Raw genomic sequence first — 23,948 nt, 5'->3', positions numbered from 1 at the left:
TTGATCCTGCGGGTTCAGCGCGGAGTGATCTCATGGGTCTACTTGAAGCCGCTGACGCCTGGAGTGTCTACGCGGGTGCAGGCGCCGATTCATCTTCTCGTTGCGAATGCGGGAGGCTTCTTTTGCAGCGCCGGTCTGCGGTGTGAACACGACTGCTGTGGATTGTGCGGTCAACTCCCGCAACCCCGGTCTGCCAGCTGTTGTTCCGAGGTATGAGGTCACCTCAACGCCCAATGTATCGGCTACCACCTGGCCCTGTGACGCATTACCGCCGAACCCACCGTAGCAGGACTGCAGGACGACCGGCTTAGGCTTGAGCCCGCCGCTTCCGGCCGACTTGATCGCGTTGGCGAGTTCTACGCCATTCATCGGCGTCTTCCCCCAGCCGCTGACAAACTTGTTCCCGTGCACACGCACTACGTCCAACTCAGCGCCGCGCCAGATATTCACCCCACCTCGTCCAAGACTGTTGCTGATCCGTACTCCCCGGCGGGAGGGGCGAACCGCATATTCGCCAGCAGCAACCAACGCCCCCATGAGCAGAGCGCCACCCACCGCCAAAAGAATGGTTGCCGCTTCCTTTTTTCCGGACAAGGCAGTGGCACCTGCTGCACCGAGCACGCCCAGTGATCCAAGTCCAAGCAGTGCGGCCACCGGGAGGAGAAAGTGACCGCTGGGATCAACGTTGTTGATGGGGTCACACCCACAATACGCGTATGGGTTGATTCCTCCTTCGCCGAAGGGACTCATGCTGTCGAGGCTATGAAAGCGCCTCAGTACCGCGCTGTAGACCCGGTACCCGTTGCCCAGGAACTGCCAGCTCGCTCCCGACTCATGCAGCCCGCCGTTATACCCGAGCCCACCCCGAGCGATGGACGGTGAAGGGGAGGCGTCCCGGCGCATTGCGCCAGGACGGGAACTGGAAGACGACGCGTTCATGCCAAGGAAAACCCGGTGGCGATCTCCCAGTCTGCGGACCCTCTCCGGATGTCCGCCACGCGCAGCCGCTGCGATATGCGCAGCCGGTCGCGCCCCATCTGGGCCGCCGTGGGCGGCGGCGGGGGCGGCACATTCGGACGTGGGGAAAGCTGCTGCGGGCGCGCGCTGACGCGCAGTGCTTCCGGTCGCGGTTGCGGCGACATCGGCGGTGCGGAGGGCGCAGGCGATCCACCCGTCGGCGGCGTGGAGACGGTGCTGGGAGCCGCCCCCGTTGCGGACGTCGGCGTCGGCGTTCGAGCGGGACTTGGGGAAGGCGGCGGGGTCGGGGCCAGGCTGGGCGCTGCGCTCGGCGTCCCCACCGATTGCGTGCTCCGGGGCAGAATCTTACGGTGCGTCCAGGCGTAGCGGCTTCCCAGAATGGTGGCGGCCCCCATCACCATAGCGCCGCCGATGGCAAACCCCCGTTGCGTATCGTTGGTGGCGGCCACCGCCAGGCCCACGGCCGCAAAAGTGCCCCCCAGTGCAACCATTACCCCCGTCACGTGCGGCGTCTTCAGCTTGAAGCCAAACAGGTTCGCGGCGAATGCCGTGATCGACCAGTGGCCACTGGGGTCGGTCAGGTTGACCGGATTGCAATGGCAATAGGCATAGGGGTTGAGACCTCCCTTGCCGAACGGACTCAGACTGTCAGGGCTGTGGAAGCGCATCAGCACCGGGTTGTACACACGGTAGCCGTTGCCCAGGATCTGCCAGGGCGCATGCACTTCATGCAGCACACCGTTGTAGCCAAGCATTGAAGATGAGGAGGACACGGTCACCCCTGGCCTGACGGCCGTCTCTTGCGTGTGTCCCCCGACAGGTCATGAGATACGCCCGCCGCGATGAAACCCACGTGTAGAGCCGGACCCCTGCCCGGCCGACCGGACGCCACAACGAAAAAAGCGACCCCGTTGCCGGGATCGCCTTTTCGTTCCTGCCGCCGGTTTGCACCGGGGCTATTTGGTAGCGGGGGCAGGATTTGAACCTGCGACCTTCGGGTTATGAGCCCGACGAGCTGCCAGACTGCTCCACCCCGCAGCAGAAGTGGTTGAGTTGATCTACTACCGCAACGATGTTCTGGCGAAATCGCTGCATCAACAACTCAGGAAACGAATATTACACCAATTGCGCAGTTTTGTATCGCTTTTCAGGCGAGATGCGCAAAAGCCTGCTGGCACCACACCATGATCGGGTTCCAGGCCAAGCCCAGCGCCAGCAGCGCCAGGGCATTCACGCCCAGCACCACGCCCAGCACGCGGTCGTTGTTGGCCGGCAGCGGCTCGCCCACCGGCTCATCGAAGTACATGACCTTGATGACGCGCAGGTAGTAGAAGCAACCGATCACCGCACAGATCACACCCAGGATGGCCAGCCACAGCATGCCGCCGTTGATGGCCGCACCCAGCACCGCCAGCTTGGTCCAGAAGCCCAGGAACGGCGGGATGCCGGCCATGGATGCCAGGATGCACAGGACCAGGCCTGCCATCCACGGATTGCGGGCGTTCAGGCCCTTCAGGTCGTCGATCTTCTCGGCCTCGAACCCATTCCGCGACAAAGCGATGATCGCGCCGAAGCCAGCGGTGGACATGATCGCGTAGCTCAGGGCGTAGAACAGCGCGGCGGCATAGCCACGCTCGCCACCACCGGCGATGCCGAGCAGCAGGAAGCCGATGTGCGAGACGGTGGAGTACGCGAGCATGCGCTTGAGGTTGCTCTGCGCGATCGCCATCAGGTTGCCGACCACCAGGGACAGCGCGGCCAGGCCACCAATCAGGTACTTCCATTCGTCCGACAGCGGGCCCACGCCCACTTCCAGCAGGCGGTAGGCCATGCCGAACGCGGCCAGCTTCGGGGCCGAGCTGATGAACAGCGCCACCGGTGCCGGGGCGCCCTGGTACACGTCGGGCAGCCACATGTGGAACGGGGCCGCGCCGAGCTTGAAGGCCACGCCGGCGATCATGAACACCGCGCCGGTGAGCAGCAGCATCTTTTCGTCAGAGTTCGGAATGGCCGCGTTGATGGCGTCCAGGTGCAGCGAGCCGGTGGCGCCGTAGACCAGCGACATGCCGTACAGCAGCAGGCCCGAGGCCAGTGAACCCAGCACGATGTACTTCATCGCCGCTTCCGTGGCCAGGCCGTTGTCACGGTTGCTGGCCACCAGTGCGTACGAGCACAGTGCCAGCAGTTCCAGGCCCAGGTACACCATCAGCAGGCTGCCGGCGGAAACCAGGATCATCATGCCGGAGGTGGCAAACAGGATCAGGACCGGGATTTCGCCCTGGAACAGATCGCGTTCGCGCAGGTAGCTCCAGCCGTACACCAGGGTCAGCCCGCTGCAGAGCACGATCACGGCTTTCATCACATCCGCCGCGGTGTCGCGGACGAACATGCCGTGGAAGACCTCGCCCTGCCCGCCCACGCCGGTGGCGAGCATGAACAGCACGACCGCCAGTGCGGCAACCGAGAACAGGTGGGTCCAGATCTTGTTCTGCTTGCTGATGAACAGATCGAGGATCAACAGGGTGAACGCGCTGCCGATCAGCACCAGCTCGGGCGCGAGTGGCGGCAGGTCAGCGGCGGTCAAGGGCAACAGCGGCGAGGTGGTCATCATCAAATCCTGGAATTACAGCAACTTGCTGGATGCGATCTGCATCGCCAGCTTCGCGATCGAGGGTTCCATCAGGTCGGTCAGCGGCTTGGGATACAGACCCAGCGCCAGCGTACCCACGGCGAACACACCCAACACCAGCCATTCACGGCCGTTGATGTCTTTCAGTTCGGCAACGTGGGCGTTGGCCACTTCACCGAAGAACACGCGCTTGTACAGCCACAGCGTGTAGGCAGCGGTGATGACCAGCGTGGTTGCAGCAGCCAGGGCCAGCCACGGATTGCGCTGGAAGCTGGCCATGATGATCATGAACTCACCGACGAAGCCGCTGGTGCCCGGCAGGCCGGCATTGGCCATGAAGAACAACATGGCGAAGGTGGCGAACCACGGCATCACGTTGACCACGCCGCCGTAATCGGCAATGCGGCGGCTGTGCATGCGGTCGTACAGCACGCCCACGCAGGAGAACATCGCACCGGAGACGAAGCCGTGCGAGACCATCTGCACCATCGCACCCTGCAGGCCCAGGCGGGCTGCATCGGCGTTGCCGGCATCACGCACGAGCCACAGGGCAATGAAGGTGCCCAGGGTGACAAAGCCCATGTGCGCGATCGACGAATAGGCGATCAGCTTCTTCATGTCGTCCTGGACCAGGGCGACCAGGCCGACGTAGATCACCGCGATCAGCGACAGCGCGATCACCAGCCAGGCCCATTCCTGCGAGGCATCGGGGACGATCGGCAGGTTGAAGCGCAGGAAGCCGTAGCCACCGATCTTCAACGCGATGGCGGCCAGGATCACCGAACCGGCGGTCGGCGCTTCCACGTGGGCGTCAGGCAGCCAGGTGTGGACCGGGAACATCGGCACCTTGACCGCGAAGGCGATCAGGAACGCGAAGAAGATCCAGGTCTGCTCCTGGGCCGAGAGCTGCAGCTGGTACAGGTCGGCCAGCTGGAAGCTGCCGCCCTTCAGGTACAGGTAGATCAGCGCCACCAGCATCAGCACCGAGCCGAGGAAGGTGTACAGGAAGAACTTCAGCGCGGCGTAGATGCGGCGCGGGCCGCCCCAGACACCGATGATGAGGAACATCGGGATCAGCATCGCTTCGAAGAACACGTAGAACAGCATCGCGTCGGTCGCAGCAAAGATGCCCACGGTGACGCCTTCCAGGATCAGGAAGGCGGCCACGTACTGGTTGACCCGCTTGTCGATGGCGCTCCAGGCGCCGATCAGCGCCAGCACCGAAACCAGGGTGGTCAGCAGGATCAGCGCGATGGCGATGCCATCCACGCCCAGGTTGTAGCCGATGTCGTAGGCGGGGATCCAGGCGCGGGTCTCGACGAACTGAAGTGCGTCGTTGGCCACGTCGTAGCCGCTGAGCAGCGACAGGCTGATCACGAAGGTCAGTACCGCCACGCCCAGCGACGCCCAACGGGCGGTCTGTGCATCACGGATGGCAAGGATCAAGGCACCGCCGAGGATCGGCAGCCAGATGAGAACACTGAGTAGAGGCCAGTTCGACACGTCTTCTTATTCCGTACAGGTCATCAACGCAGGTAATGCATCAGGACGCCCAGGAGGGCAATCAGGCCGATGATCATCGCGAAGGCGTAGTGATAGAGGAAACCGGATTGGGTGCGACGCAGCAGGTTGGCCGCCAGATCGATCAGGCGCGCCGAACCGTTGACCGCCACACCATCGACGATGTTCGTGTCGATCGCGCGCGAAACCTTGCCCAGCTTGATGCCGCCACCGGCGAAACCGCCGATCCAGAGCTTGTCGAACCCATACTTGTTCTCCAGCACCGACACCAGCGGCGCAAAGGTCTTGCGTGCGCGGGTCGCCAGTTCCGGCTTCCACAGGTAGAACAGGACTGCCAGCAGGAAGCCTGCCAGGGTCAGCCACACGGCCGGACCCTTCATGGCATGGCCAACGAAACCAAGCGGGCCATGGAACTCTTCAGCCAGGGCACCAATGGTGTTGCGTGCCGGGTCGTAGAAATCGACAACGCCGGTGAAGAACGAATGCACCTGGCCGGGGATGCCGTGCTCGGCATGGTGGCCGGCCCAGTCGGTGCCGTACAGCATCGGACCGATGCTGAAGTAACCGATGAAGATCGACGGGATCGCCAGCAGGATCAGCGGCAGCGTCACCACCCACGGGGTTTCGTGCGGCTCATGCGGACCGTGGCCGTGGCCGTGGTCGTGGTCGTCATGGTGCGCGTCGCCATGGTGGGCATCGGCATGTGCGTCTGCGCCGTGTTGTTCGTCATGGCCGTGGCCATGGCTGTGATCATCATGCGCATCCCGGAAGCGTTCCTTGCCATGGAAGGTCAGGAACAGCAGGCGGAAACTGTAGAAGCTGGTGACGATCACGCCACCCAGCACGGCCCAGTAGCCATAGGTTGCCACCCAGCTCGAGGAGAACTCGGCGTGATGCTTGGCCGCCTCGATGATGGTGTCCTTGGAGTAGAAGCCGGAGAAGAACGGCGTACCCACCAGGGCCAGCGTACCGATCCACATGGTGATGAAGGTGATCGGCATGTACTTGCGCAGGCCGCCCATCTTGCGCATGTCCTGCTCATGGTGCATGGCGATGATCACCGAACCCGCGCCGAGGAACAGCAGCGCCTTGAAGAAGGCGTGGGTCATCAGGTGGAACACGGCGGCCGAGTAGGCCGACACGCCCAGCGCCACGGTCATGTAGCCCAGCTGGGACAGCGTGGAGTACGCGACGACGCGCTTGATGTCGTTCTGCACGATGCCGATCAGGCCGGTGAAGAACGCGGTGGTGGCACCGATGAACAGCACGAAGTTCAGCGCGGTCTGCGACAGCTCGAACAGCGGCGACATGCGGGTGACCATGAAGATGCCCGCGGTGACCATCGTCGCAGCATGGATCAGCGCCGAAATCGGGGTCGGGCCTTCCATCGAGTCCGGCAGCCAGACGTGCAGCGGGACCTGGGCCGACTTGCCCATGGCACCGATGAACAGGCAGATGCAGATGATGGTGGCGGTCGCCCAGATGACCGGCGCATCGGTGACCTGGATGGAGCTGCCGAACAGGCTGATCGCACCGGACCACACCTGCAGGTGCGAGTTCTGGCCGTTGACCAGCATGTCCGATGCATTGGCGAACACGGTGGCGTAGTCCAGCGACCCGAACACCCACAGCACGCCGGCGATACCCAGGATGAAGCCGAAGTCGCCCACGCGGTTGACCAGGAACGCCTTCATGTTGGCGAAGATGGCGGTCGGGCGCTTGAACCAGAATCCGATCAGCAGGTACGACACCAGGCCCACCGCTTCCCAGCCGAAGAACAGCTGCAGGAAGTTGTTGCTCATCACCAGGGTGAGCATCGAGAAGGTGAACAGCGAGATGTAGCTGAAGAACCGCTGGTAGCCCGGGTCATCCTGCATGTACCCGATGGTGTACACGTGGACCAGGAAGGACACGAAGGTCACCACGACCATCATCATCGCGGTCAGCTTGTCGATCATGAAACCGACATGCGCCGAGTACTGGCCGACTTCGAAGAAGGTGTAGACGTTCTGGTTGAACGGCTGCGCGCCGCCCCACAGCAGCTGGTAGAACACGTAGCTGGACAGCACGCAGCTGACCGCGACACCCAGGATGGTGACGGTCTGCGCGCCGATGCGCCCTACCTGACGACCGAACAGGCCAGCGATGATGCTGCCGACCAGCGGTGCAAGCACCACGGCGATCAACAGACTCTTGGAGAGAGTAATTTCCATCTACGGATCAGCCCTTCAGCGAATCGACTTCGCCGACATTGATGGTGCGGCGGGTACGGAACAGGGTTACCAGGATCGCGAGGCCGATCGCGGCCTCGGCCGCGGCCACGGTGAGGATGAAGAACACGAACAGCTGGCCGGCCGTGTCACCCATTTCGCGCGAGAACCCGACGAAGTTGATGTTCACCGACAGCAGCATCAGTTCGATGGACATCAACAGCACGATGATGTTCTTGCGGTTGAGGAAGACGCCGGCAAGGCTGATGCAGAACAGCAGCGCGCCGAGTGCCAGGATATGACCGAGGGTGATCACGGGGCAGCCTCCTCGTTGCTGGACGGCTTGGTGTTGGTGTGGACCACCGGGGTTTCCGACGCCATCTTGACCACGCGCAGGCGGTCGCGACCCTTGACCATGGTCTGTTCGGTCGGGTTCTGGGTCTTCAGGCCGGTGCGGCGACGCAGGGTCAGCATCACGGCGGCCACCACGGCCACGGTCAGGATGACGGCGGCGAACTCGAACGGCAGCAGGTATTCGGTGAACAGGCTGCGGGCCAGCCAGGTGATGTTGGAGCTGTCGGCAGCCAGCGCGGCGGCGTTGTCGGCCGGCAGCGGGTTGACCGCCCTGCCCTTCACCCCGATCAGGATCAGCATCTGCACCAGCATGGTGACCGCGACCACCAGGCCAAGCGGCAGGTAGCGGACCCAGCCTTCGCGCAGGTTGGAGGCGTCGATGTCGAGCATCATCACCACGAACAGGAACAGCACCATCACCGCGCCGACGTAGACCAGCACCAGCGCCACGCCGAGGAATTCAGCCCCGACCAGGATCCAGATGCAGGCCACGGAGAAGAAGGTCAGGATCAGGCACAGCACGGCGTAGACCGGATTGCGCACGCTGATCACCGCCGCAGCGGAAATGCCCGCCACGATGGAGAAGACCCAGAAGAAGATATTTACCCAATCCATCATTCAACCTCAGCGGAAAGCGGCATCGGCGGCGCGACGCTCGGCGATTTCGGCTTCAAGCCGATCACCGATGGCCAGCAGCTGCGGCTTGGTAACGATGTTCTCGCCACGGTTCTCGAAGTGGTACTCGAGAATGTGGGTCTCGACGATCGAGTCCACCGGGCAGCTTTCTTCACAGAAGCCGCAGAAGATGCACTTGAACAGATCGATGTCGTAGCGGGTGGTACGGCGGGTGCCGTCTTCGCGCTTGGCCGAATCGATGGTGATGGCCAGCGCCGGGCAGACCGCTTCGCACAGCTTGCAGGCGATGCAGCGCTCTTCCCCGTTGGGGTAGCGGCGCAGCGCATGCAGGCCACGGAACCGCGGCGACTGCGGGAACTTCTCCATCGGGTACATCAGCGTGTACTTCGGCTTGAACGTGTACTTCAGGGTCAGCCACAGACCGCCGAGCAGCTCGAGCAGGAGCAGGCTTTTGAAGTAATGGGTAATTCGATTCATCACTTAGACGCCCTTCTGGATCACGCCGTAGAACACCATCACAGCCGTCACCGCAATCCACGCGATGGTGAGCGGGATGAAGACCTTCCAGCCCAGACGCATGATCTGGTCGTAACGGAAACGCGGGAAGCTGGCACGGAACCAGATGTAGGCGCTGGCGAAGAAGAACACCTTCAACAGCAGCCACGGGGCACCGCCCTTCCAGATCCAGTCGATCCACGGCGAAATGTCCGCGGTGATCCAACCCTGGAACGGGCTCAGCCAACCGCCGAGGAAGAAGATCGAGATCAGGAAGCTGATCAGGATCATGTTGGCGTATTCGGCCAGGAAGAACAGCGCGAACGCACCACCGGAGTATTCGACCATGTGGCCGGCAACGATTTCCGATTCGCCTTCCACCACGTCGAACGGCGCGCGGTTGGTTTCGGCAACGCCGGACACCCAGTACACGATGAACAGCGGGAACAGCGGAATCAGGAACCAGTCGAAGAAGCCGGAATTGCCGGCCTGCGCCATCACGATGTTGCTCAGGTTCAGGCTGCCGGCAGCGATCATCACGCCGACGAGGGCAAAGCCCATGGCGATTTCGTAGCTGATCATCTGGGCCGAGGCGCGCATGGCGCCCAGGAAGGCGTACTTGGAGTTGGAGGCCCAACCGGCCAGGATGATGCCGTACACGCCCAGCGAGGTCATCGCCAGCAGGTACAGCAGGCCGGCATTGGCGTTGGACAGCACCACCTGCGCATCGAACGGCACCACCGACCAGGCCGCGAAGGCCGGTGCCAGGGTGATCAGCGGCGCCAGTACGAACATCGCCTTGTGCGAGCTCGCCGGCTGGATGATCTCCTTGAACAGCAGCTTGAAGACGTCGGCGAAGGCCTGGAAGATGCCCATGCCCACGTACATCGGGCCGTGGCGGACGTGCATCCAGCCGATCAGCTTGCGTTCCCAGACCACGAAGAACGCCACCGCGATGATCACCGGCATGGCGATCACCAGGATCTTCAGCACGATCCACAGCAGCGCGCCGATTTCACCCAGGCCCAGCAGCCATTGGTGGAGCGGGTCGACCGCGTTCAACAGCAATTCGTTCATGCAGCCACCACCGTTACGCGTGCGGCACCCAGCGGTGCGGTTGCACCGTGGCCCGATTCAATCCAGACCGACCCCGCGGCGACGCGGGCGTCGACCACCACCGGCAGCGTTGCCTTTCCGGCATCGGTGCCGACCTTGGCCATCTGCCCTTCGACCAGCTGCAGGCGGGCGGCATCGTCGGCACTGAGCACGATGCGCGGCGCGACGTTGAGCGGGTGCGACTGCAGCGCCTGGGCGCGGCGGACCACCGCGTCGGTGCGGTAGATCGCCGCGGTGGACGCCACTTCCAGCCCGTCGCCGGCTACCGGCGTTGCCGCCGAGGTGGACACGGTGACCGTGACCGGAGCCAGGCTGGCACGCAGGCCGGCCAGGTCGGTGAACTCGAAACCGGCCAGGGCCAGCTCGCCGCCCAGTGCGCGCAGCACGCGCCAGCCTTCACGGGCCTCGCCCGGCAGCTTGCCGCCGGCACGGGCCGACTGCTCGCGACCATCGAGGTTGGTCAGGGTGGCGTCGATTTCCGGCAGCGCGCCGATCGGCAGGATCACGTCCGCCACGTCGCGGGTCGAGGCGCAGGCGAACTGGCTGAAGGCCACTACCTGGGCACCGGCCAGCGCCTTGCGGGCGGCGGCGGTATCGGCGAAATCCAGGCCCGGCTCGATGCCGTACAGCGCATAGGCCTTGCGCGGCTGGGCCAGCATGGCGTTGACGTCCTTGCCGGCCGGCAGCACGCCGGCGCGGGACAGGCCCACGGCGTTGGCGCCCTGCGGAATGCGGCACAGCCTGGCACCGGTGGCGGCGGCGAAGTCACGCGCGGCAGCGCGGATCGCGGCAGCCTGCGGGTGGTTCTCGGCGATGCCACCGACGATCAGCACGGCGGTGCCGGTCACGGCCTGGCGCAGCTCGGCGTTGCCCAGGGCCTCGACGAACTTCGACGGGGCCACGATCTGCTTGCCGGCCAGCTTGAAGGCGAAGTCGAAATCCACCGGGTTGATCGCGTGGATCTTCGCGTTGCGCGTGGTCTGCGCCTTGCGCAGGCGGGCGTGCAGCAGCGGCAGCTCATGGCGGATGTTGCTGCCGAGCACGACGATGCTGTCGGCGCCTTCGATCTCGGCCAGCGACAGGCCGAATACCTCGGCCGTGGCGGCGTCGGAGAAGTCGCGGTTGTTGATGCGGTGGTCGATGTTGCCGGTGCCCAGGCCGCTGGCGAGACGGGCCAGCAGGGCGCCCTCCTCGTTCGAGGCGGACGGGTGCACCAGTACACCGAGGTCGTCACCGCGGTTGGCGGTGAGGATGTCCTTGGCCGCGGCCAGGCCTTCGGCCCAGCTCACTTCCTGCCATTCGCCGTTGACCTTGCGCAGCGGCTTGACCGCGCGGTCGGCGCTGTACAGGCCCTGGTGCGAGTAACGGTCACGGTCGGACAGCCAGCATTCGTTGACCAGTTCGTTGTCGCGCGGCACCGAACGCAGCACTTCGCCACGGCGCACGTGCAGGAACAGGTTCGAGCCCATGGCGTCGTGGTAGCCCAGCGACTCGCGCGCGGTCAGTTCCCACGGACGGGCGCGGAACTGGAACACCTTGTTGGTCAGCGCGCCGACCGGGCACACGTCCACGACATTGCCCGACAGCTCGGTGGTCAGCGGCTTGCCGTCGTAGGTGCCGATCTGCAGGTTTTCACCGCGATACATGCCGCCCAGTTCATAGGTACCGGCAACGTCGGCGGTGAAGCGGACGCAGCGGGTGCACTGGATGCAGCGGGTCATCTCGGTGGCGACCAGCGGACCGATGTCCTCGTCGGGCACCACGCGCTTGCGCTCGTTGAAGCGGCTCACCGAACGGCCGTAGCCGAGCGAGACGTCCTGCAGCTCGCACTCACCGCCCTGATCGCAGATCGGGCAGTCCAGCGGGTGGTTGATGAGCAGGAACTCCATCACCGAACGCTGGTACTTCAGCGCCTTCTCGCTGCGGGTGGCGACCTTCATGCCATCCATCACCGGGGTGGCGCAGGCCGGCGCCGGCTTGGGCGACTTTTCCACGTCGACCAGGCACATGCGGCAGTTGGCCGCGATCGGCAGCTTCTCGTGGTAGCAGAAGCGCGGGATCGAAATGCCGGCCTTGTCGGCGGCCTGGATGATCATCGAGCCCTTGGGCACGACCAGGGACTGGCCGTCGATCTCGACGGTCACATGCCCTTCCGGCACGATCGCCGGGGTGCCACCAGGATTGTTGGGTTGCGCGCTCATGCGGCGGCTGCCTCCACCTTCTTGCCGTCGACCATCGAATGACCGTTGACGATGTAGTACTCGAATTCGTCCCAGAACTGGCGCAGGAAGCCCTGGATGGGCCATGCCGCCGCTTCACCGAACGCGCAGATGGTGTGGCCTTCGATCTGGCCGGCCACTGCCTTCAACTGATGCAGGTCTTCCATGGTGGCCTTGCCGGCGACGATGCGCTCGAGCACGCGGTGCATCCAGCCGGTGCCTTCCCGGCACGGGGTGCACTGGCCACAGGATTCCTTGTGGAAGAACTGGCTGATGCGGCAGGCGAACTTGACGCAGCACACGCTGTCGTCCAGCACCACGATGGCACCCGAACCCAGGCCGGTGCCCAGGGCACGCAGGGTGTCGTAGTCCATCTGCAGGCCTTTGAGCTCCTCGGCCTTCAGTACCGGCATCGACACGCCGCCGGGCACCGCGCCCTTCAGGGTGCGACCCGGCTTGAGGCCGCCGGCCATTTCCAGCAGTTCGTCGAACGTGGTGCCCAACGGCACCTCGAAGTTGCCGCCCTTCTGCACGCAACCGGAAACCGAGAAGATCTTCGGGCCGCCGTTCTTGGTCAGGCTCAGTCCCTGGAACCATTCCGGGCCGTTGCGGATGATCGCCGGCACCGAGGCATAGGTCTCGGTGTTGTTGATCGTCGACGGCTTGCCGTACAGGCCGAAGTTGGCCGGGAACGGCGGCTTGTAGCGCGGCTGGCCCTTCTTGCCTTCCAGCGATTCCATCAGCGCGGTCTCTTCGCCGCAGATGTAGGCGCCAGCGCCGAGGGCGCCGTAGATGTCGATGTCCACGCCGCTGCCGAGGATGTTCTTGCCCAGCCAGCCGTTGGCGTACGCATCGGCCAGGGCCTGCTCGAAGTTCTCGAACGGCTCGTGGTGGAACTCACCCCGCAGGTAGTTGTAGCCCACGGTGCTGCCGGTGGCATAGCAGGCGATCGCCATGCCTTCCACCACCGAATGCGGGTTGTAACGCAGGATGTCGCGGTCCTTGCAGGTTCCCGGCTCGGATTCATCCGAGTTGCACAGGATGTACTTCTGCATGTTGCCCTTGGGCATGAAGGACCACTTCAGGCCGGTCGGGAAGCCCGCGCCACCACGGCCGCGCAGGTTGGACTGCTTGACCATCTCGATGACCTGCTCCGGCGAGATCTTCTCTTCGATGATCTTGCGCAGCGCGGCGTAGCCACCGGTCTTGAGATAGTTCTCGTACGACCAAGGGGTGTCGTAGTGCAAGGTGGTGTAGACCACCTGGTGCGGCAGCGGTGCGGGACCGACCGGACCCTGGGATGCGTGATGATGTGCCATGTCTTACTCCAACCCGTCCAGCAGCTCGTCGACTTTCTCGACGGTCAGGCGCTCGTGGTAATGGCCGTTGATGACCATCATCGGCGCACCAGCGCAACCGGCCAGGCATTCTTCTTCACGCTTGAGGTAGATGCGGCCATCGGCGGTGGACTGGCCGGTCCTGCAGCCGAGCTTCTTCTCGGCATGCGCGACCAGGTCCTCGGCGCCATTCAACCAGCAGCTGATGTTGGTGCAGAAGGCGACGTTGTGGCGGCCGACCTTCTCCAGCTCGAACATCGAGTAGAAGCTGGCAACCTCGTAGGCCCACACCGGCGGCAGGTCCAGGTACTTGGCCACGCCGGCGATCAGCTCGTCGGTCAACCAACCGGCATTCTGCTCCTGGGCGGCGTGCAGGCCCTGCAGCACCGCCGAACGCTTGCGGTCCGGCGGGAACTTGGACAACCAGTGATCGATGTGCGCGCGCGTCTTGTCGCTCAGCACCACCATCGGGTCGACGTCGCGCGCCGCCTCGAAATTACCCGTCGCCTTCATCGGCCGACCTCAGCAAATACCAAATCGTTAAGAACCAGAACCTGCAGCGCCGGCAGCAGCCGGCGGGTGTCAGGCATCGTGCATGCGGTGGCCATTACCGGTCCACCTCGCCGAACACCAGGTCGTAGGTGCCGATCATGGCCACCACGTCGGCGAGCATGTGCCCGCGCACGACCGAGTCGATCGAGGACAGATGGGCGAAGCCCGGCGCGCGCAGGTGCACGCGGAACGGCTTGTTGGCACCGTCGGACATCAGGTAGCAGCCGAACTCGCCCTTTGGCGCCTCAACCGCAGCATAGGTTTCGCCGACCGGGACGCAGTAGCCTTCACTGAACAGCTTGAAGTGATGGATCAGCGCTTCCATGTCGTCCTTCATGTCCTCGCGGCTGGGCGGAGCGACCTTGAAGTTCTTGACCATGACCGGGCCGGGATTGGCGCGCAGCCACTGCACGCACTGCTTGATGATGCGGTTGGATTCGCGCATCTCGGCCACGCGGACCAGGTAACGGTCGTAGCAGTCGCCTTCCTTGCCCAGCGGAATGTCGAAATCGACGGCATCGTACCTGGCGTACGGCTGCTTCTTGCGCAGGTCCCAGGCAACGCCCGAGCCGCGCAGCATCACACCGGTCATGCCCCAGGCATGCGCCAGTTCCGGGCTGACCACGCCGATGCCGACCGTACGCTGCTTCCAGATACGGTTGTCGGTGAGCAGGGTTTCGTATTCGTCCACGCGCTTGGGGAACTCGACGGTGAAGTTCTCCAGGAAGTCCAGCAACGAACCTTCGCGCGCGGCGTTGAGGTTCTTAAGGGCTTTGCCCTTGTGCCAGCGCGATTCCTTGTACTTCGGCATCTGGTCCGGCAGGTCGCGGTAGACGCCGCCCGGACGGTAGTACGCGGCGTGCATGCGCGCGCCGCTGACCGCTTCGTAGCAGTCCATCAGCTCTTCGCGTTCGCGGAAGGCGTACAGCATCACCGCCATCGCGCCCAGATCGAGCGCGTTGGAACCCAGCCACATCAGGTGGTTCAGGATGCGGGTGATTTCATCGAACATCGTGCGGATGTACTGGGCACGCTCGGGCGCTTCGATCCCCATCAGGGTTTCGATGGCGCGCACGTAGGCGTGCTCGTTGCACATCATGGACACGTAATCCAGGCGGTCCATGTAACCGATGGACTGATTGAACGGCTTGGATTCGGCCAGCTTTTCGGTACCACGGTGCAGCAGGCCGACATGGGGATCGGCGCGCATGATGGTTTCACCGTCCATTTCCAGGATCAGGCGCAGCACCCCGTGTGCAGCCGGATGCTGGGGACCGAAGTTCATGGTGTAGTTGCGGATTTCCTGGCGCAGTTCGGCCGGGTTGCTCGCAAACGCCTGCTGGGCTTGGTGGATCTGGCTCACTTGCTTGCCTCCGTCTGCGCGCTTTCGCCGGCAGCGGTCTGGAAACGGGCGTCATCACGGATCACGCGCGGCACGCCGACACGCGGCTCCACCGAGGTCACCGGCTCGTACACCACGCGCTTCTTTTCTTCGTCGTAGCGGACTTCGACATTGCCGATCAGCGGGAAGTCCTTGCGGAACGGGTGCCCCACGAAACCGTAGTCGGTCAGGATGCGGCGCAGGTCCGGGTGGCCTTCGAAGATCACGCCGAACAGGTCGAACGCTTCGCGCTCGAACCAGTTCAGGCCCGGCCACACGCTGGTCAGTGAGGCGACCACCGGCAGTTCCTCGTTCGGCGCGAAGCAGCGGATGCGCATGGTGAGGTTGTGCTGGTAGGAACGCAGCTGGGCGACCACGGCGTAGCGCTGCAGCGGCACCGGCTGCGGCTGGGCGCCGTCGCTGGTTTCGCGGGTGGGGAACTCGCCCCAGGCGAAACGACCGACAGACTTGCCCTCGACGCCACGGCTGAAGCCCTGCGAGGAGACATCGGAGGTGTCCCACTCGTCGCTGCCGTAGCCGAGGTAGTCCAGGCCGCACAGGTCAACGGCCTGTTCGAAACCAAACTCGTCGCGCAGCGCCAGAGCGGTGGCATGCCAGTCAGCGGCGGGCACTTCCAGCGTCACTTCGCCGCGGGGTTCGACCACGAAGACCTGCGCACCAGCGAAACGTGCGGAAAGTCGGTCGATGAAGGATGCTTGCTCTGCCATGGGGGCTTGGCGTGCTCTTGTCAGGAGGAATGTCAGCGGGCGATGGTCTGCGTACGCCAGATCTTCTTCTGCAGCTGCAGGATCCCGTACACCAGCGCTTCGGCGGTAGGCGGACAACCGGGGACGTATACGTCCACCGGCACCACGCGGTCGCAACCACGCACCACTGCATACGAGTAGTGGTAGTAGCCGCCACCGTTGGCGCAGCTGCCCATGGAGATGACCCACTTCGGATCCGGCATCTGGTCGTAGACCTTGCGCAGCGCCGGGGCCATCTTGTTGACCAGGGTGCCGGCCACGATCATCACGTCGGACTGGCGCGGTGACGGGCGGAACACCACGCCATAACGGTCGAGATCCAGGCGCGCGGCACCGGCATGCATCATTTCAACCGCACAGCAGGCCAGACCGAAGGTCATGGGCCACATCGAGCCGGTACGTGCCCAGTTCAACAGCGCGTCGACGCTGGTGGTCACGTAGCCCTTTTCGAGCAGCGGGTTGTCGCCTTCGGGGCGCAGGATGTCATCGACCCGCCCTTCCGGGACCGGATTGTTCATCAGGCCATCGAGAGTCTGAATCACTCCCATTCCAGCGCTCCCTTCTTCCAGACGTAAATGAAACCGAGGAAAAGCATGCCCACGAACAGGCCCATCGTGACCAGCGAACGTGCGCCCAGCTCCATGAAGACCTGGGTCCACGGCACGATGAAGATGATTTCCAAGTCAAAGACGATGAACTGGATGGCGATCAGGTAGTAGCGCACATCGAACTTCATGCGCGCGTCCTCGAAAGCTTCGAAGCCGCATTCGTACGGCGAGAGCTTTTTCAGATCAGGACGCCGGGGACCGAGGAACCGGCCGACCAGCATCAGCGCAACGCCGATACCGGTGGCAACAATCAGAAACAGCAGAGACGGCAAATATTCGGCCAGCACAGCGATTCTCTCTTGCCTCTGCCGCCACGCCTGCAGGCGTCTTGGCATGGGGGAGTGGACGGAAAACGCACCTGGCGCTTTGCGCGCCAGACGTATCCGCTTACAAACAAAATGGTGCCCAAGAGGGGACTCGAACCCCTACGACCTAAGTCGCTACCACCTCAAGGTAGTGCGTCTACCAATTCCGCCACCTGGGCTTACGTATCGCGCCGGAAGCTCCAACCGGATTCCCCCGACGCGCCGCATATTGTAACCGTCTTCAGGGAGTCTGGGAGCCTTCCGAAGGCTTTTCTTCACCCGATTTCGGCGTTTCCGCCTGAGCCGGCACAGTTGCCTGCGGAACCGGCTGCTGGGCAGCGGCTTCCGGGGCCTTCGGCACGGCCGGCAGCTCGCCGGCAGGGACCGCCGGCGCGGCAGGCGCCACCGGGGCGGACATCACGCCCAGATCCTGCTGGACCGCCGGGCGCGCGCCGTGGCTGGCGTACCAGGCCATGAACAGACTGATGCCGAAGAACACAACGGCCAGCCACTTGGTCGACTTGGACAGGAAGTTGGACGCGCCACGCGCGCCGAACACCGTACCCGAGGCGCCGGCACCGAAACCCGAGCCTGCGGCCGCGCCGGAACCACGCTGCATCAGGATGAGCGCGATCATGGACACCGCGACCAGCACGTAGACCACATTGAGGATCAACATCAGCATTTCGAATCCGCCCTCGGGCATGTCAAATAGCGGCCGCCGCATGGGCGATGGCCAGGAAATCCGCGGCCACCAGCGAGGCGCCGCCCACCAGCCCACCATCGACATCGGGCTGCGCGAACAGTTCCGCTGCGTTGTCGGGCTTCACGCTGCCGCCGTACAGGATGGGCAACGAATCGGCAATTCTAGCATCGAGCCTGGCCACTTCGCCACGGATGAACGCGTGGACCTGCTGGGCCTGCTCCTTGGTGGCGGTCCGCCCGGTACCGATGGCCCAGACCGGCTCATAGGCGACCACGGCATGCTGGAAGCCGGCCGGGCCGACCAGTTCCAGCACGGGCGCCAGCTGGCGGGCGATGACATCTTCGGTCTGGCCGGCCTCACGCTGCTCCAGGGTTTCACCCACGCACAGCACCGGCACCAGCCCGGCATGCACGGCGGCGGCGAACTTGCGCGCCACCAGCTCACTGCTTTCACCGTGGTACTGGCGACGTTCGGAATGGCCGACCAGGCCATAGCGGGCACCGACATCGGCCAGCATGGCGGCGCACACCTCGCCGGTGTAGGCCCCCTTCTCGTTGGAGCTGACGTCCTGTGAGCCAAACGCGACAGCACGGCCCTCGAAGGCCTCGACCAGCTCGCCCAGGTACGGCAGCGGCGGCAGGATGACCACCTCTACCCCCTCCTTCGGCAGGCTGGCGACGATATCGCTGACCAGCTCGGTCGCGAATTGACGGCTGCCATGCAGCTTCCAGTTACCGGCGACGATCTTGCGGCGCATGGCGGGGCTCCTTTGGGGTATCAGCCGCCAATGATACCGGATGTAACGAATGCGCGTTTTCCGAAAACGCTTACATTTCAAATGGATATTGCAAGAGCCAGAGCCAGAGCAGATCAGGGTTGCCCGCTCGTATGGGTTGCGTGGCCGGGGCGGGTGGGGTTACGGGACACGGGTTCACGGCGTGTCGCGGAGGGGCATGCCGGCCCTCGCCCCAGCCGATAGGAACGAGAAGCCAAGCTGTTCGCGCGAACAACAACGCGCCAAAGAAAAAGGCCACCTAGCGGTGGCCTTCAAGAATCACTTCAGCTTGATCTCACGCAGTCGCTCTTCGAGGAACCCATGGGCGGTGATCGGCTCCGGGTAGCGGCTCGGGTTTTCCGGGGTGATGCAGGTCGGCAGCACGTCGATCAGGAAGTCCGGGTTCGGGTGCAGGAAGAACGGCACCGAGTAGCGCGGCTGGCGGGCCTGCTCGCCCGGGGGGTTGACCACGCGATGAATCGTGGACGGGTACACGTGGTTGGTCAGGCGTTGCAGCATGTCGCCGATGTTGACCACGATGGTGTCCGCGTCCGACGTGAACGGCACCCACTTGCCCTCGTGCGACTGCACTTCCAGGCCGGCCGCGCTGGCGCCCACCAGCAGCGTGATGAAGTTGATGTCGCCATGCGCGCCCGCGCGCACGTTCGGGATGTCGTCGGCGGTGATCGGCGGGTAGTGGATCGGGCGCAGGATCGAATTGCCGTTGTTGGTCTTGTCCGCGAAGAAATCGATCGGCAGGCCGATGTGCAGCGCCAATGCCGACAACACGCGCGAGCCCAGCCTGTCCAGTTCCTGGTACAGCCCATAGCCCTTTTCCTTGAAGTCCGGCACTTCGCTCGGCCACAGGTTCGGCGCCATCACCTCGCGGTACTTCGAATCGTCCGGAATCTCACGGCCGATGTGCCAGAACTCCTTCAGATCGAAGTGCTTGGAGCCCTTGGCCGTTTCGACGCCGAACGGCGTGTAGCCGCGCGCACCGCCGGTGCCCGGCACGTGGTACTTCAGCTTGGTCGCTTCCGGCAGCGCGAAGAACGCTTTGAATACGTCATACGCCGCATCGATGTCCTGCTGCGCGATGCCGTGGTTGCGGATGCCCGCGAAACCCCATTCACGGTAGGCCGCGCCGAGCTCGGCGACGAAGGCATCGCGGTCACTGTCGAAACGGGTGATGTCGAGGGTGGGGATCTGGCTCACTGCGGTTCCTGGCTTGTTCGAGGTGGGTAAGCGCGGCCACGACTGTGGCCCGGCTGAACATTGTGCCAGATCGGACAATAGACACTGCCGATACGTTGATACAAACCGATACAATGCGGCCGCGCGCCGCCTCGACCCGGCCGCGCGGCCATGGACGCCGCCGCCACGTCTTCCGACTCACCCCTACCGCCCGACCCTGCATGGACGACCCGCGCACCCCTGCCCTTTTGCCTGCATCGCCACGCTGGACGCGCCTGGCGTGGCTGAGCCTGTTCACCGCCATCAATGCCTGCGTGGCCATCGCCATCGCGCTGGGCAATACGCCACTGGCCGATAACCCCGGTGGCGCGTTGGGGCTGGGTTACCTGGCCCTTGCCCTGCCGGGTCACTTCCTCGCCTTCGGCGGTCTGGTGTCGCTGCTGCCCCTGGCCGTCGGCCTGTGGCCGCGCTCGCCGCGCCCACTCGTGGTCAGTGCCGTGCTGCTGCAGGGCGTGTGGCTGTGCCTGCTGTTGGTGGATGCCAAGGTTTTCGCGCTGTACCGCTTCCACCTCAATGCCATGGTGATGAACATGGTGTTCGGGGGCGCGCTGCAGGACCAGGTGGCGCTGTCCTGGCAGACGTGGCTGCAGTCGCTGGGCGTGCTGGCGGCAGTGGCTGCGGCCGAAGTACTGCTGGCGTGGGCCTGCTGGAAACTGCTGCCCGACCACGCGAGGCGCCGCCCCCTCCTGTTGGCGTGGGCTGCCGGAGTGGCGCTGATGGGCACCGGCCAGATCGCCACGGCCTATTACGACGCCCTGGGCGAACGCGCCGTAACCGGCCAATGGGCCTACCTGCCATGGGCCCAGCCGATCACCGCCAAGCGCCAGATGCACCGGCTGGGTGTGCGCAGCCTGCCCCAGGCCAACCTGCCCGACCCACGCCACAGCCAGCTGCAGTACCCACTGCAGCCGCTGCGCTGCCAGAGCCACACCCAACCCAATGTCCTGGTGGTGGTGCTGGAATCGCTCCGGCATGACGCGCTGGATGCCACCACCATGCCCAACACCTGGGCGCTGGCGCAGCAGTCGGACGTGTTTGCGCGCCACTACAGCAGCGGCAATGCCACCCGCTATGGGCTGTTCGGCCTGCTCTACGGGCTGCCCGGCGGCTACTGGCCCAGCATGCTCGGCGAACAGCGCGGCTCGATCCTGTTCGATGTGCTGCAGCAGCAGGGCTACGACCTGCACCTGTACGGCAGTGCGCCGCTGTACAGCCCCGAGTTCGACCGCACGGTGTTTGCCCAGGTGCGCGACCAGCTGCGCACCGCGCCGTCGTCGCTGCCGGTGGCCGCGCGCGACCGGCACATTGTCGATGCATTCGATGCGGACATCCGCCAGCCACGTGACAAGCACTGGTTCGGCATGGTGTTCCTGGACAGCACGCATGCGCCCTACCACCTGCCGGAGGGCTATCCGGCACTGGCCACGCCGATGGCCACGGAGGTGAACTTCCTGGCCTTCGACAACGAGCATGACGCCACCCCCGAGCGCAATCGCTATCGCACCGCCGTGCATTACACCGATGCGTTGATCGGCCAGCTGCTGGCGACCCTGCGTGAGAGTGGCCAGGCCGACCGCACCATCGTGCTGGTCACCGGCGACCACGCCGAGGAATTCAACGACCTGGGCCTGAACTACTGGGGCCACAACGGCAACTTTTCCGACTACCAGATGCAGGTGCCGTTCGTGCTGCACTGGCCCGGACGCGCCCCCGCACGGCATGAGGCGACCAGCAGCCACGAGGACTGGGTGCCCACGCTGATGCGCCATGGGCTGGGCTGCGAGAACCCACTGGCGGATTTCAGCACCGGCCAGGACCTGTTCGACGCCACGCGCCCGCCGCGCCCACTACTGGTGGAAAGCTGGTCGCAGCGCGGCATCCGTGAAGGCGACCGGACCTATGTGTTCGACAAGTTCGGCAACGCCACCACCCTCGACGCGCGGTACCTGCCGGTACCCGACCAGTCGCCAGACCCGGCCGCAGTGCGCGCCGCCTGGCACGCATTGACCCACTTCCGCAGGCAATGACGTTGTCTGTCCGGCCCCCTGGAACGTTCATGATGAACAAGCCCCTCAAAATCCTGCACACGGAAGCCGCCAAGGGATTCGGTGGCCAGGAGATCTACATCTACCGCCACATGCTGGCCATGCGCGAACGCGGCCACGACGTGTCGCTGCTGTGCCAACCCGACGCGCGCCTGGGCGAACTGGCGCGCGAGGCCGGCTTTGCCGTGCATACCCTGAAGATGGGCGGGCTGCTGCGGATGCTGCGCGGTATCTGGTCGGTGAAACGGCTGGTGCGGCGGCATCGTTACGATGTGGTCAACACCACCAGCCGCCGTGACGCGCTCATTGCCGCCGCAGGTGCACGCCTGGCGGGCGCGCCGCTGGTGGTGCGCTCACGCCATCTCATGAGTCCAGTCAATTCACTGCTCACCTATACGGGCCTGCCGCACCGGGTACTGACCGTGAGCAGCTTCGTGAAGCAGCTGCTGGTCCATCGCGGCGTTGCCGACGCCCGGATCGGGATCGTTCCGCCGATCGCCGTGCCACCGCAGTGGTCGCAGGTGGAGGGTGATGATGCCTGGCAGTGCCTCCAGGAAACCCGCGCCGAGGTCCGGCGCGAACTCGGCTTCACCGATGACCAGATCGTCGTGGGCTGCGTCGCGGTGCTGCGCGAGGCCAAGGGCCATGCCGACCTGCTGCACGCCGTGGCCCCGCTGTGCCGCAAGCAGCCGAACCTGCAGTTGGTGATCGTCGGCGACGGCCAGCCCGTGCTCCGCCAATTGCAGGCGCTGCGCGAGGAACTCGGGATCGCCGCCCAGGTCCATCTGCTCGGCTACCGGCACGGTGCGTGCCGGCTGATGACCGGCTTCGACATCTTTGCCCTGGCGACCCACAAGGAGGCCGCCGGTACGGTGTTCCTCGAAGCTGCGCATGTCGGCGTGCCGATCGTAGCGACCCGGGTGGGCGGCGTGCCGGAGATGCTGGTGGAAGGCAGCAATGCCCTGCTCGCCCCACTCGGCGACCAGGCTGCGCTCACCCATGCGCTGCAGGCCCTCGTGGAACAGCCGGAGCGCCGTCGGCAGATGGGCAGGGCCGGTTGGAAATGGATGCGCAGCGCGCATCGCTTCACTCCGACCGGGCATACCGAAGCTACCGAACACTATTACCACCAGTGGTTGAAGGAACTGGGCCATGGCCAACGCTAGAGCAGTGCCGGTGCTGATGCACCACCACGTGTCGCCCTCCCCGGGCATGATCACCGTGTCGCCGGAGAACTTCGAAAGCCAGATTGCCTGGCTGGCGCGCAACGGCTGGACCTCGCTGACACTGGAGCAGTACGCCGGCTTCCTCGCCGGCAAACCCGTGCCACGCAGATCGATCGTGATTACCTTCGACGACGGCTACTTGGACAACTGGGTGTACGCCCACCCCATCCTGCAGAAGTACGGCATGCATGCGGTGGTGTTCGTGGTCACCGGCTGGATGGGCGAAGGCCCGCTGCGCCCGCACGCCGGACAGCCAGATGCCGTGCTCCCGGCCACGCCCGATCACCGCGCGTGCGAGGCCGCGATCCTGCGCGAGAACCGCCACGACGATGTGATGATGCGCTGGAGCGAAGCGCGCGCCATGATCGAGGCCGGCACCTTCGAAGTGCACTGCCACACCCACACCCACACCCGCTGGATGAAGCAGGACATCAGCCGCGAACAGAAGCGCGACGGCATCGCCCGCGACCTGGAAATGGCGCGCAGCGTGCTGCAGGAACAGCTGGGCGAAGTGTCCGACACGCTGTGCTGGCCCTACGGCGATTTCGACGAGGATTACCTGCCGATCGCACGCGCTCAGGGCTTCCGTTACCTGCACACCACCCATCCGTTCGGCCGCAACGTGGTCGGCGGCGATCCGGAACACATCTACCGGTTCGCCATCCGCAACCGTCCCGCCAGCTGGTTGCGCAAGCGCATCGCGTGGAGTTACCACCCGTTAATCGCGCCGGTGTTCAACCGGTTCAAGGCGAAGCAGAAGAAGATGGTGCCGGGGCCGTAGGGCAACCCTGCGTGGCTGGCTTCCCGCACAAAAAAACCCGGCCGAAGCCAGGT

Annotated in this window: 22 protein-coding genes and 2 tRNA genes; 3 read left to right on the top strand and 21 right to left on the bottom strand. The window is 64.6% G+C overall.

Features of this window, described 5'->3' with window-relative positions; translation table 11 throughout:
- Positions 1-30: 30 nt before the first annotated feature.
- From ACTJI4_RS17780 to ACTJI4_RS17680, 21 genes are all read right to left on the bottom strand, one after another.
- Positions 31-903 carry an RHS repeat-associated core domain-containing protein gene (locus ACTJI4_RS17780; RefSeq protein WP_440870137.1) on the bottom strand — a complete coding sequence of 291 codons (873 nt, stop codon included), beginning with the start codon at positions 901-903 and terminating at the stop codon, positions 31-33.
- A 32-nt stretch (positions 904-935) separates the two neighbouring features.
- Entirely contained in the window at positions 936-1,733 is a 798-nt protein-coding gene (locus tag ACTJI4_RS17775; protein WP_440870098.1) for an RHS repeat-associated core domain-containing protein, read from the bottom strand.
- Positions 1,734-1,939: 206 nt separating this feature from the next.
- Positions 1,940-2,016 (bottom strand) — tRNA-Met (locus tag ACTJI4_RS17770).
- A 109-nt stretch (positions 2,017-2,125) separates the two neighbouring features.
- Complete coding sequence (nuoN, locus tag ACTJI4_RS17765) at positions 2,126-3,586, bottom strand: NADH-quinone oxidoreductase subunit NuoN (RefSeq protein ID WP_440870097.1); 1,461 nt, start codon at positions 3,584-3,586, stop codon at positions 2,126-2,128.
- Positions 3,587-3,601: 15 nt separating this feature from the next.
- Positions 3,602-5,110 (bottom strand): NADH-quinone oxidoreductase subunit M, encoded by a 1,509-nt coding sequence (locus tag ACTJI4_RS17760; protein WP_068853397.1) that lies wholly within the window; start codon positions 5,108-5,110, stop codon positions 3,602-3,604.
- Positions 5,111-5,133: 23 nt separating this feature from the next.
- A complete protein-coding gene (gene nuoL / locus ACTJI4_RS17755; protein ID WP_440870096.1) occupies positions 5,134-7,341 on the bottom strand; it encodes an NADH-quinone oxidoreductase subunit L in 2,208 nt (735 codons plus the stop codon).
- A gap of 7 nt (positions 7,342-7,348) precedes the next feature.
- Complete coding sequence (nuoK, locus tag ACTJI4_RS17750; protein WP_440870095.1) at positions 7,349-7,654, bottom strand: NADH-quinone oxidoreductase subunit NuoK; 306 nt, start codon at positions 7,652-7,654, stop codon at positions 7,349-7,351.
- Complete coding sequence (locus ACTJI4_RS17745; RefSeq protein ID WP_176472628.1) at positions 7,651-8,310, bottom strand: NADH-quinone oxidoreductase subunit J; 660 nt, start codon at positions 8,308-8,310, stop codon at positions 7,651-7,653. The genes nuoK and ACTJI4_RS17745 overlap by 4 nt, the downstream gene beginning before the upstream one ends.
- A 6-nt stretch (positions 8,311-8,316) precedes the next feature.
- Positions 8,317-8,805: an NADH-quinone oxidoreductase subunit NuoI gene (gene nuoI, locus ACTJI4_RS17740; protein WP_068853404.1), complete on the bottom strand. Its 489-nt coding sequence runs from the start codon at positions 8,803-8,805 to the stop codon at positions 8,317-8,319.
- Positions 8,806-8,808: 3 nt separating this feature from the next.
- A complete protein-coding gene (gene nuoH, locus ACTJI4_RS17735; RefSeq protein ID WP_093532776.1) occupies positions 8,809-9,900 on the bottom strand; it encodes an NADH-quinone oxidoreductase subunit NuoH in 1,092 nt (363 codons plus the stop codon).
- The gene (nuoG, locus tag ACTJI4_RS17730) at positions 9,897-12,140 is read right to left on the bottom strand and encodes an NADH-quinone oxidoreductase subunit NuoG (RefSeq protein ID WP_440870094.1); all 2,244 of its coding nucleotides are present in this window, start codon (positions 12,138-12,140) and stop codon (positions 9,897-9,899) included. Before nuoG ends, nuoH begins: the two co-directional genes overlap by 4 nt.
- A complete protein-coding gene (gene nuoF, locus ACTJI4_RS17725) occupies positions 12,137-13,477 on the bottom strand; it encodes an NADH-quinone oxidoreductase subunit NuoF (protein WP_392920017.1) in 1,341 nt (446 codons plus the stop codon). The genes nuoG and nuoF overlap by 4 nt, the downstream gene beginning before the upstream one ends.
- 3 nt (positions 13,478-13,480) lie before the next feature.
- A complete protein-coding gene (gene nuoE, locus ACTJI4_RS17720; RefSeq protein ID WP_042614963.1) occupies positions 13,481-14,008 on the bottom strand; it encodes an NADH-quinone oxidoreductase subunit NuoE in 528 nt (175 codons plus the stop codon).
- 94 nt (positions 14,009-14,102) lie between these two features.
- On the bottom strand, positions 14,103-15,410 hold the full coding sequence (locus ACTJI4_RS17715; protein WP_392920022.1) for an NADH-quinone oxidoreductase subunit D: 1,308 nt from the start codon (positions 15,408-15,410) through the stop codon (positions 14,103-14,105).
- Positions 15,407-16,156, bottom strand: coding sequence for an NADH-quinone oxidoreductase subunit C (locus ACTJI4_RS17710; protein WP_068853414.1), 750 nt, complete (start codon positions 16,154-16,156; stop codon positions 15,407-15,409). Before ACTJI4_RS17710 ends, ACTJI4_RS17715 begins: the two co-directional genes overlap by 4 nt.
- 32 nt (positions 16,157-16,188) lie before the next feature.
- On the bottom strand, positions 16,189-16,743 hold the full coding sequence (locus ACTJI4_RS17705; protein ID WP_017354657.1) for a NuoB/complex I 20 kDa subunit family protein: 555 nt from the start codon (positions 16,741-16,743) through the stop codon (positions 16,189-16,191).
- Positions 16,734-17,090 (bottom strand): NADH-quinone oxidoreductase subunit A, encoded by a 357-nt coding sequence (locus ACTJI4_RS17700; RefSeq protein WP_026069699.1) that lies wholly within the window; start codon positions 17,088-17,090, stop codon positions 16,734-16,736. The genes ACTJI4_RS17705 and ACTJI4_RS17700 overlap by 10 nt, the downstream gene beginning before the upstream one ends.
- A gap of 112 nt (positions 17,091-17,202) precedes the next feature.
- A tRNA-Leu gene (locus ACTJI4_RS17695) sits at positions 17,203-17,287 on the bottom strand.
- A gap of 62 nt (positions 17,288-17,349) precedes the next feature.
- Positions 17,350-17,793 carry a preprotein translocase subunit SecG gene (gene secG, locus ACTJI4_RS17690; protein WP_392920028.1) on the bottom strand — a complete coding sequence of 148 codons (444 nt, stop codon included), beginning with the start codon at positions 17,791-17,793 and terminating at the stop codon, positions 17,350-17,352.
- Positions 17,794-17,815: 22 nt separating this feature from the next.
- Positions 17,816-18,571, bottom strand: a complete 756-nt coding sequence (tpiA, locus tag ACTJI4_RS17685) for a triose-phosphate isomerase (protein ID WP_440870093.1) — start codon at positions 18,569-18,571, stop codon at positions 17,816-17,818.
- Positions 18,572-18,868: 297 nt separating this feature from the next.
- Positions 18,869-19,804 carry an isopenicillin N synthase family dioxygenase gene (locus ACTJI4_RS17680; RefSeq protein WP_440870092.1) on the bottom strand — a complete coding sequence of 312 codons (936 nt, stop codon included), beginning with the start codon at positions 19,802-19,804 and terminating at the stop codon, positions 18,869-18,871.
- Positions 19,805-20,004: 200 nt separating this feature from the next.
- Here ACTJI4_RS17680 and ACTJI4_RS17675 point away from each other — a divergent pair, with 200 nt between their 5' ends.
- The 3 genes from ACTJI4_RS17675 to ACTJI4_RS17665 are packed head-to-tail and all read left to right on the top strand — an operon-like array spanning position 20,005 to position 23,895.
- Complete coding sequence (locus tag ACTJI4_RS17675; RefSeq protein ID WP_440870091.1) at positions 20,005-21,870, top strand: DUF3413 domain-containing protein; 1,866 nt, start codon at positions 20,005-20,007, stop codon at positions 21,868-21,870.
- A gap of 32 nt (positions 21,871-21,902) precedes the next feature.
- Positions 21,903-23,054, top strand: a complete 1,152-nt coding sequence (locus ACTJI4_RS17670; RefSeq protein WP_440870090.1) for a glycosyltransferase family 4 protein — start codon at positions 21,903-21,905, stop codon at positions 23,052-23,054.
- The gene (locus ACTJI4_RS17665) at positions 23,041-23,895 is read left to right on the top strand and encodes a polysaccharide deacetylase family protein (RefSeq protein ID WP_392920043.1); all 855 of its coding nucleotides are present in this window, start codon (positions 23,041-23,043) and stop codon (positions 23,893-23,895) included. The genes ACTJI4_RS17670 and ACTJI4_RS17665 overlap by 14 nt, the downstream gene beginning before the upstream one ends.
- Positions 23,896-23,948 lie beyond the last annotated feature (53 nt).

Source organism: Stenotrophomonas sp. 22385 (assembly GCF_052045085.1).
Classification (GTDB): Bacteria; Pseudomonadota; Gammaproteobacteria; order Xanthomonadales; family Xanthomonadaceae; genus Stenotrophomonas.
The sequence above is the reverse complement of the archived record's forward strand: the minus strand, read 5'-3'. Positions and strand labels throughout refer to the sequence as shown.

Coding starts and splice junctions, on each gene's coding strand:
- secG (WP_392920028.1), bottom strand. CDS start 17,793: ATGCTGATGTTGATCCTCAATGTGGTCTACGTGCTGGTCGCGGTGTCC.
- nuoG (WP_440870094.1), bottom strand. CDS start 12,140: ATGAGCGCGCAACCCAACAATCCTGGTGGCACCCCGGCGATCGTGCCG.
- ACTJI4_RS17670 (WP_440870090.1), top strand. CDS start 21,903: ATGAACAAGCCCCTCAAAATCCTGCACACGGAAGCCGCCAAGGGATTC.
- ACTJI4_RS17775 (WP_440870098.1), bottom strand. CDS start 1,733: ATGCTTGGCTACAACGGTGTGCTGCATGAAGTGCATGCGCCCTGGCAG.
- nuoE (WP_042614963.1), bottom strand. CDS start 14,008: ATGAAGGCGACGGGTAATTTCGAGGCGGCGCGCGACGTCGACCCGATG.
- ACTJI4_RS17745 (WP_176472628.1), bottom strand. CDS start 8,310: ATGATGGATTGGGTAAATATCTTCTTCTGGGTCTTCTCCATCGTGGCG.
- nuoN (WP_440870097.1), bottom strand. CDS start 3,586: ATGACCACCTCGCCGCTGTTGCCCTTGACCGCCGCTGACCTGCCGCCA.
- ACTJI4_RS17780 (WP_440870137.1), bottom strand. CDS start 903: ATGCGCCGGGACGCCTCCCCTTCACCGTCCATCGCTCGGGGTGGGCTC.
- nuoL (WP_440870096.1), bottom strand. CDS start 7,341: ATGGAAATTACTCTCTCCAAGAGTCTGTTGATCGCCGTGGTGCTTGCA.
- tpiA (WP_440870093.1), bottom strand. CDS start 18,571: ATGCGCCGCAAGATCGTCGCCGGTAACTGGAAGCTGCATGGCAGCCGT.
- nuoF (WP_392920017.1), bottom strand. CDS start 13,477: ATGGCACATCATCACGCATCCCAGGGTCCGGTCGGTCCCGCACCGCTG.
- ACTJI4_RS17675 (WP_440870091.1), top strand. CDS start 20,005: ATGGACGACCCGCGCACCCCTGCCCTTTTGCCTGCATCGCCACGCTGG.
- ACTJI4_RS17705 (WP_017354657.1), bottom strand. CDS start 16,743: ATGGGAGTGATTCAGACTCTCGATGGCCTGATGAACAATCCGGTCCCG.
- ACTJI4_RS17710 (WP_068853414.1), bottom strand. CDS start 16,156: ATGGCAGAGCAAGCATCCTTCATCGACCGACTTTCCGCACGTTTCGCT.
- ACTJI4_RS17665 (WP_392920043.1), top strand. CDS start 23,041: ATGGCCAACGCTAGAGCAGTGCCGGTGCTGATGCACCACCACGTGTCG.
- nuoH (WP_093532776.1), bottom strand. CDS start 9,900: ATGAACGAATTGCTGTTGAACGCGGTCGACCCGCTCCACCAATGGCTG.
- nuoI (WP_068853404.1), bottom strand. CDS start 8,805: ATGAATCGAATTACCCATTACTTCAAAAGCCTGCTCCTGCTCGAGCTG.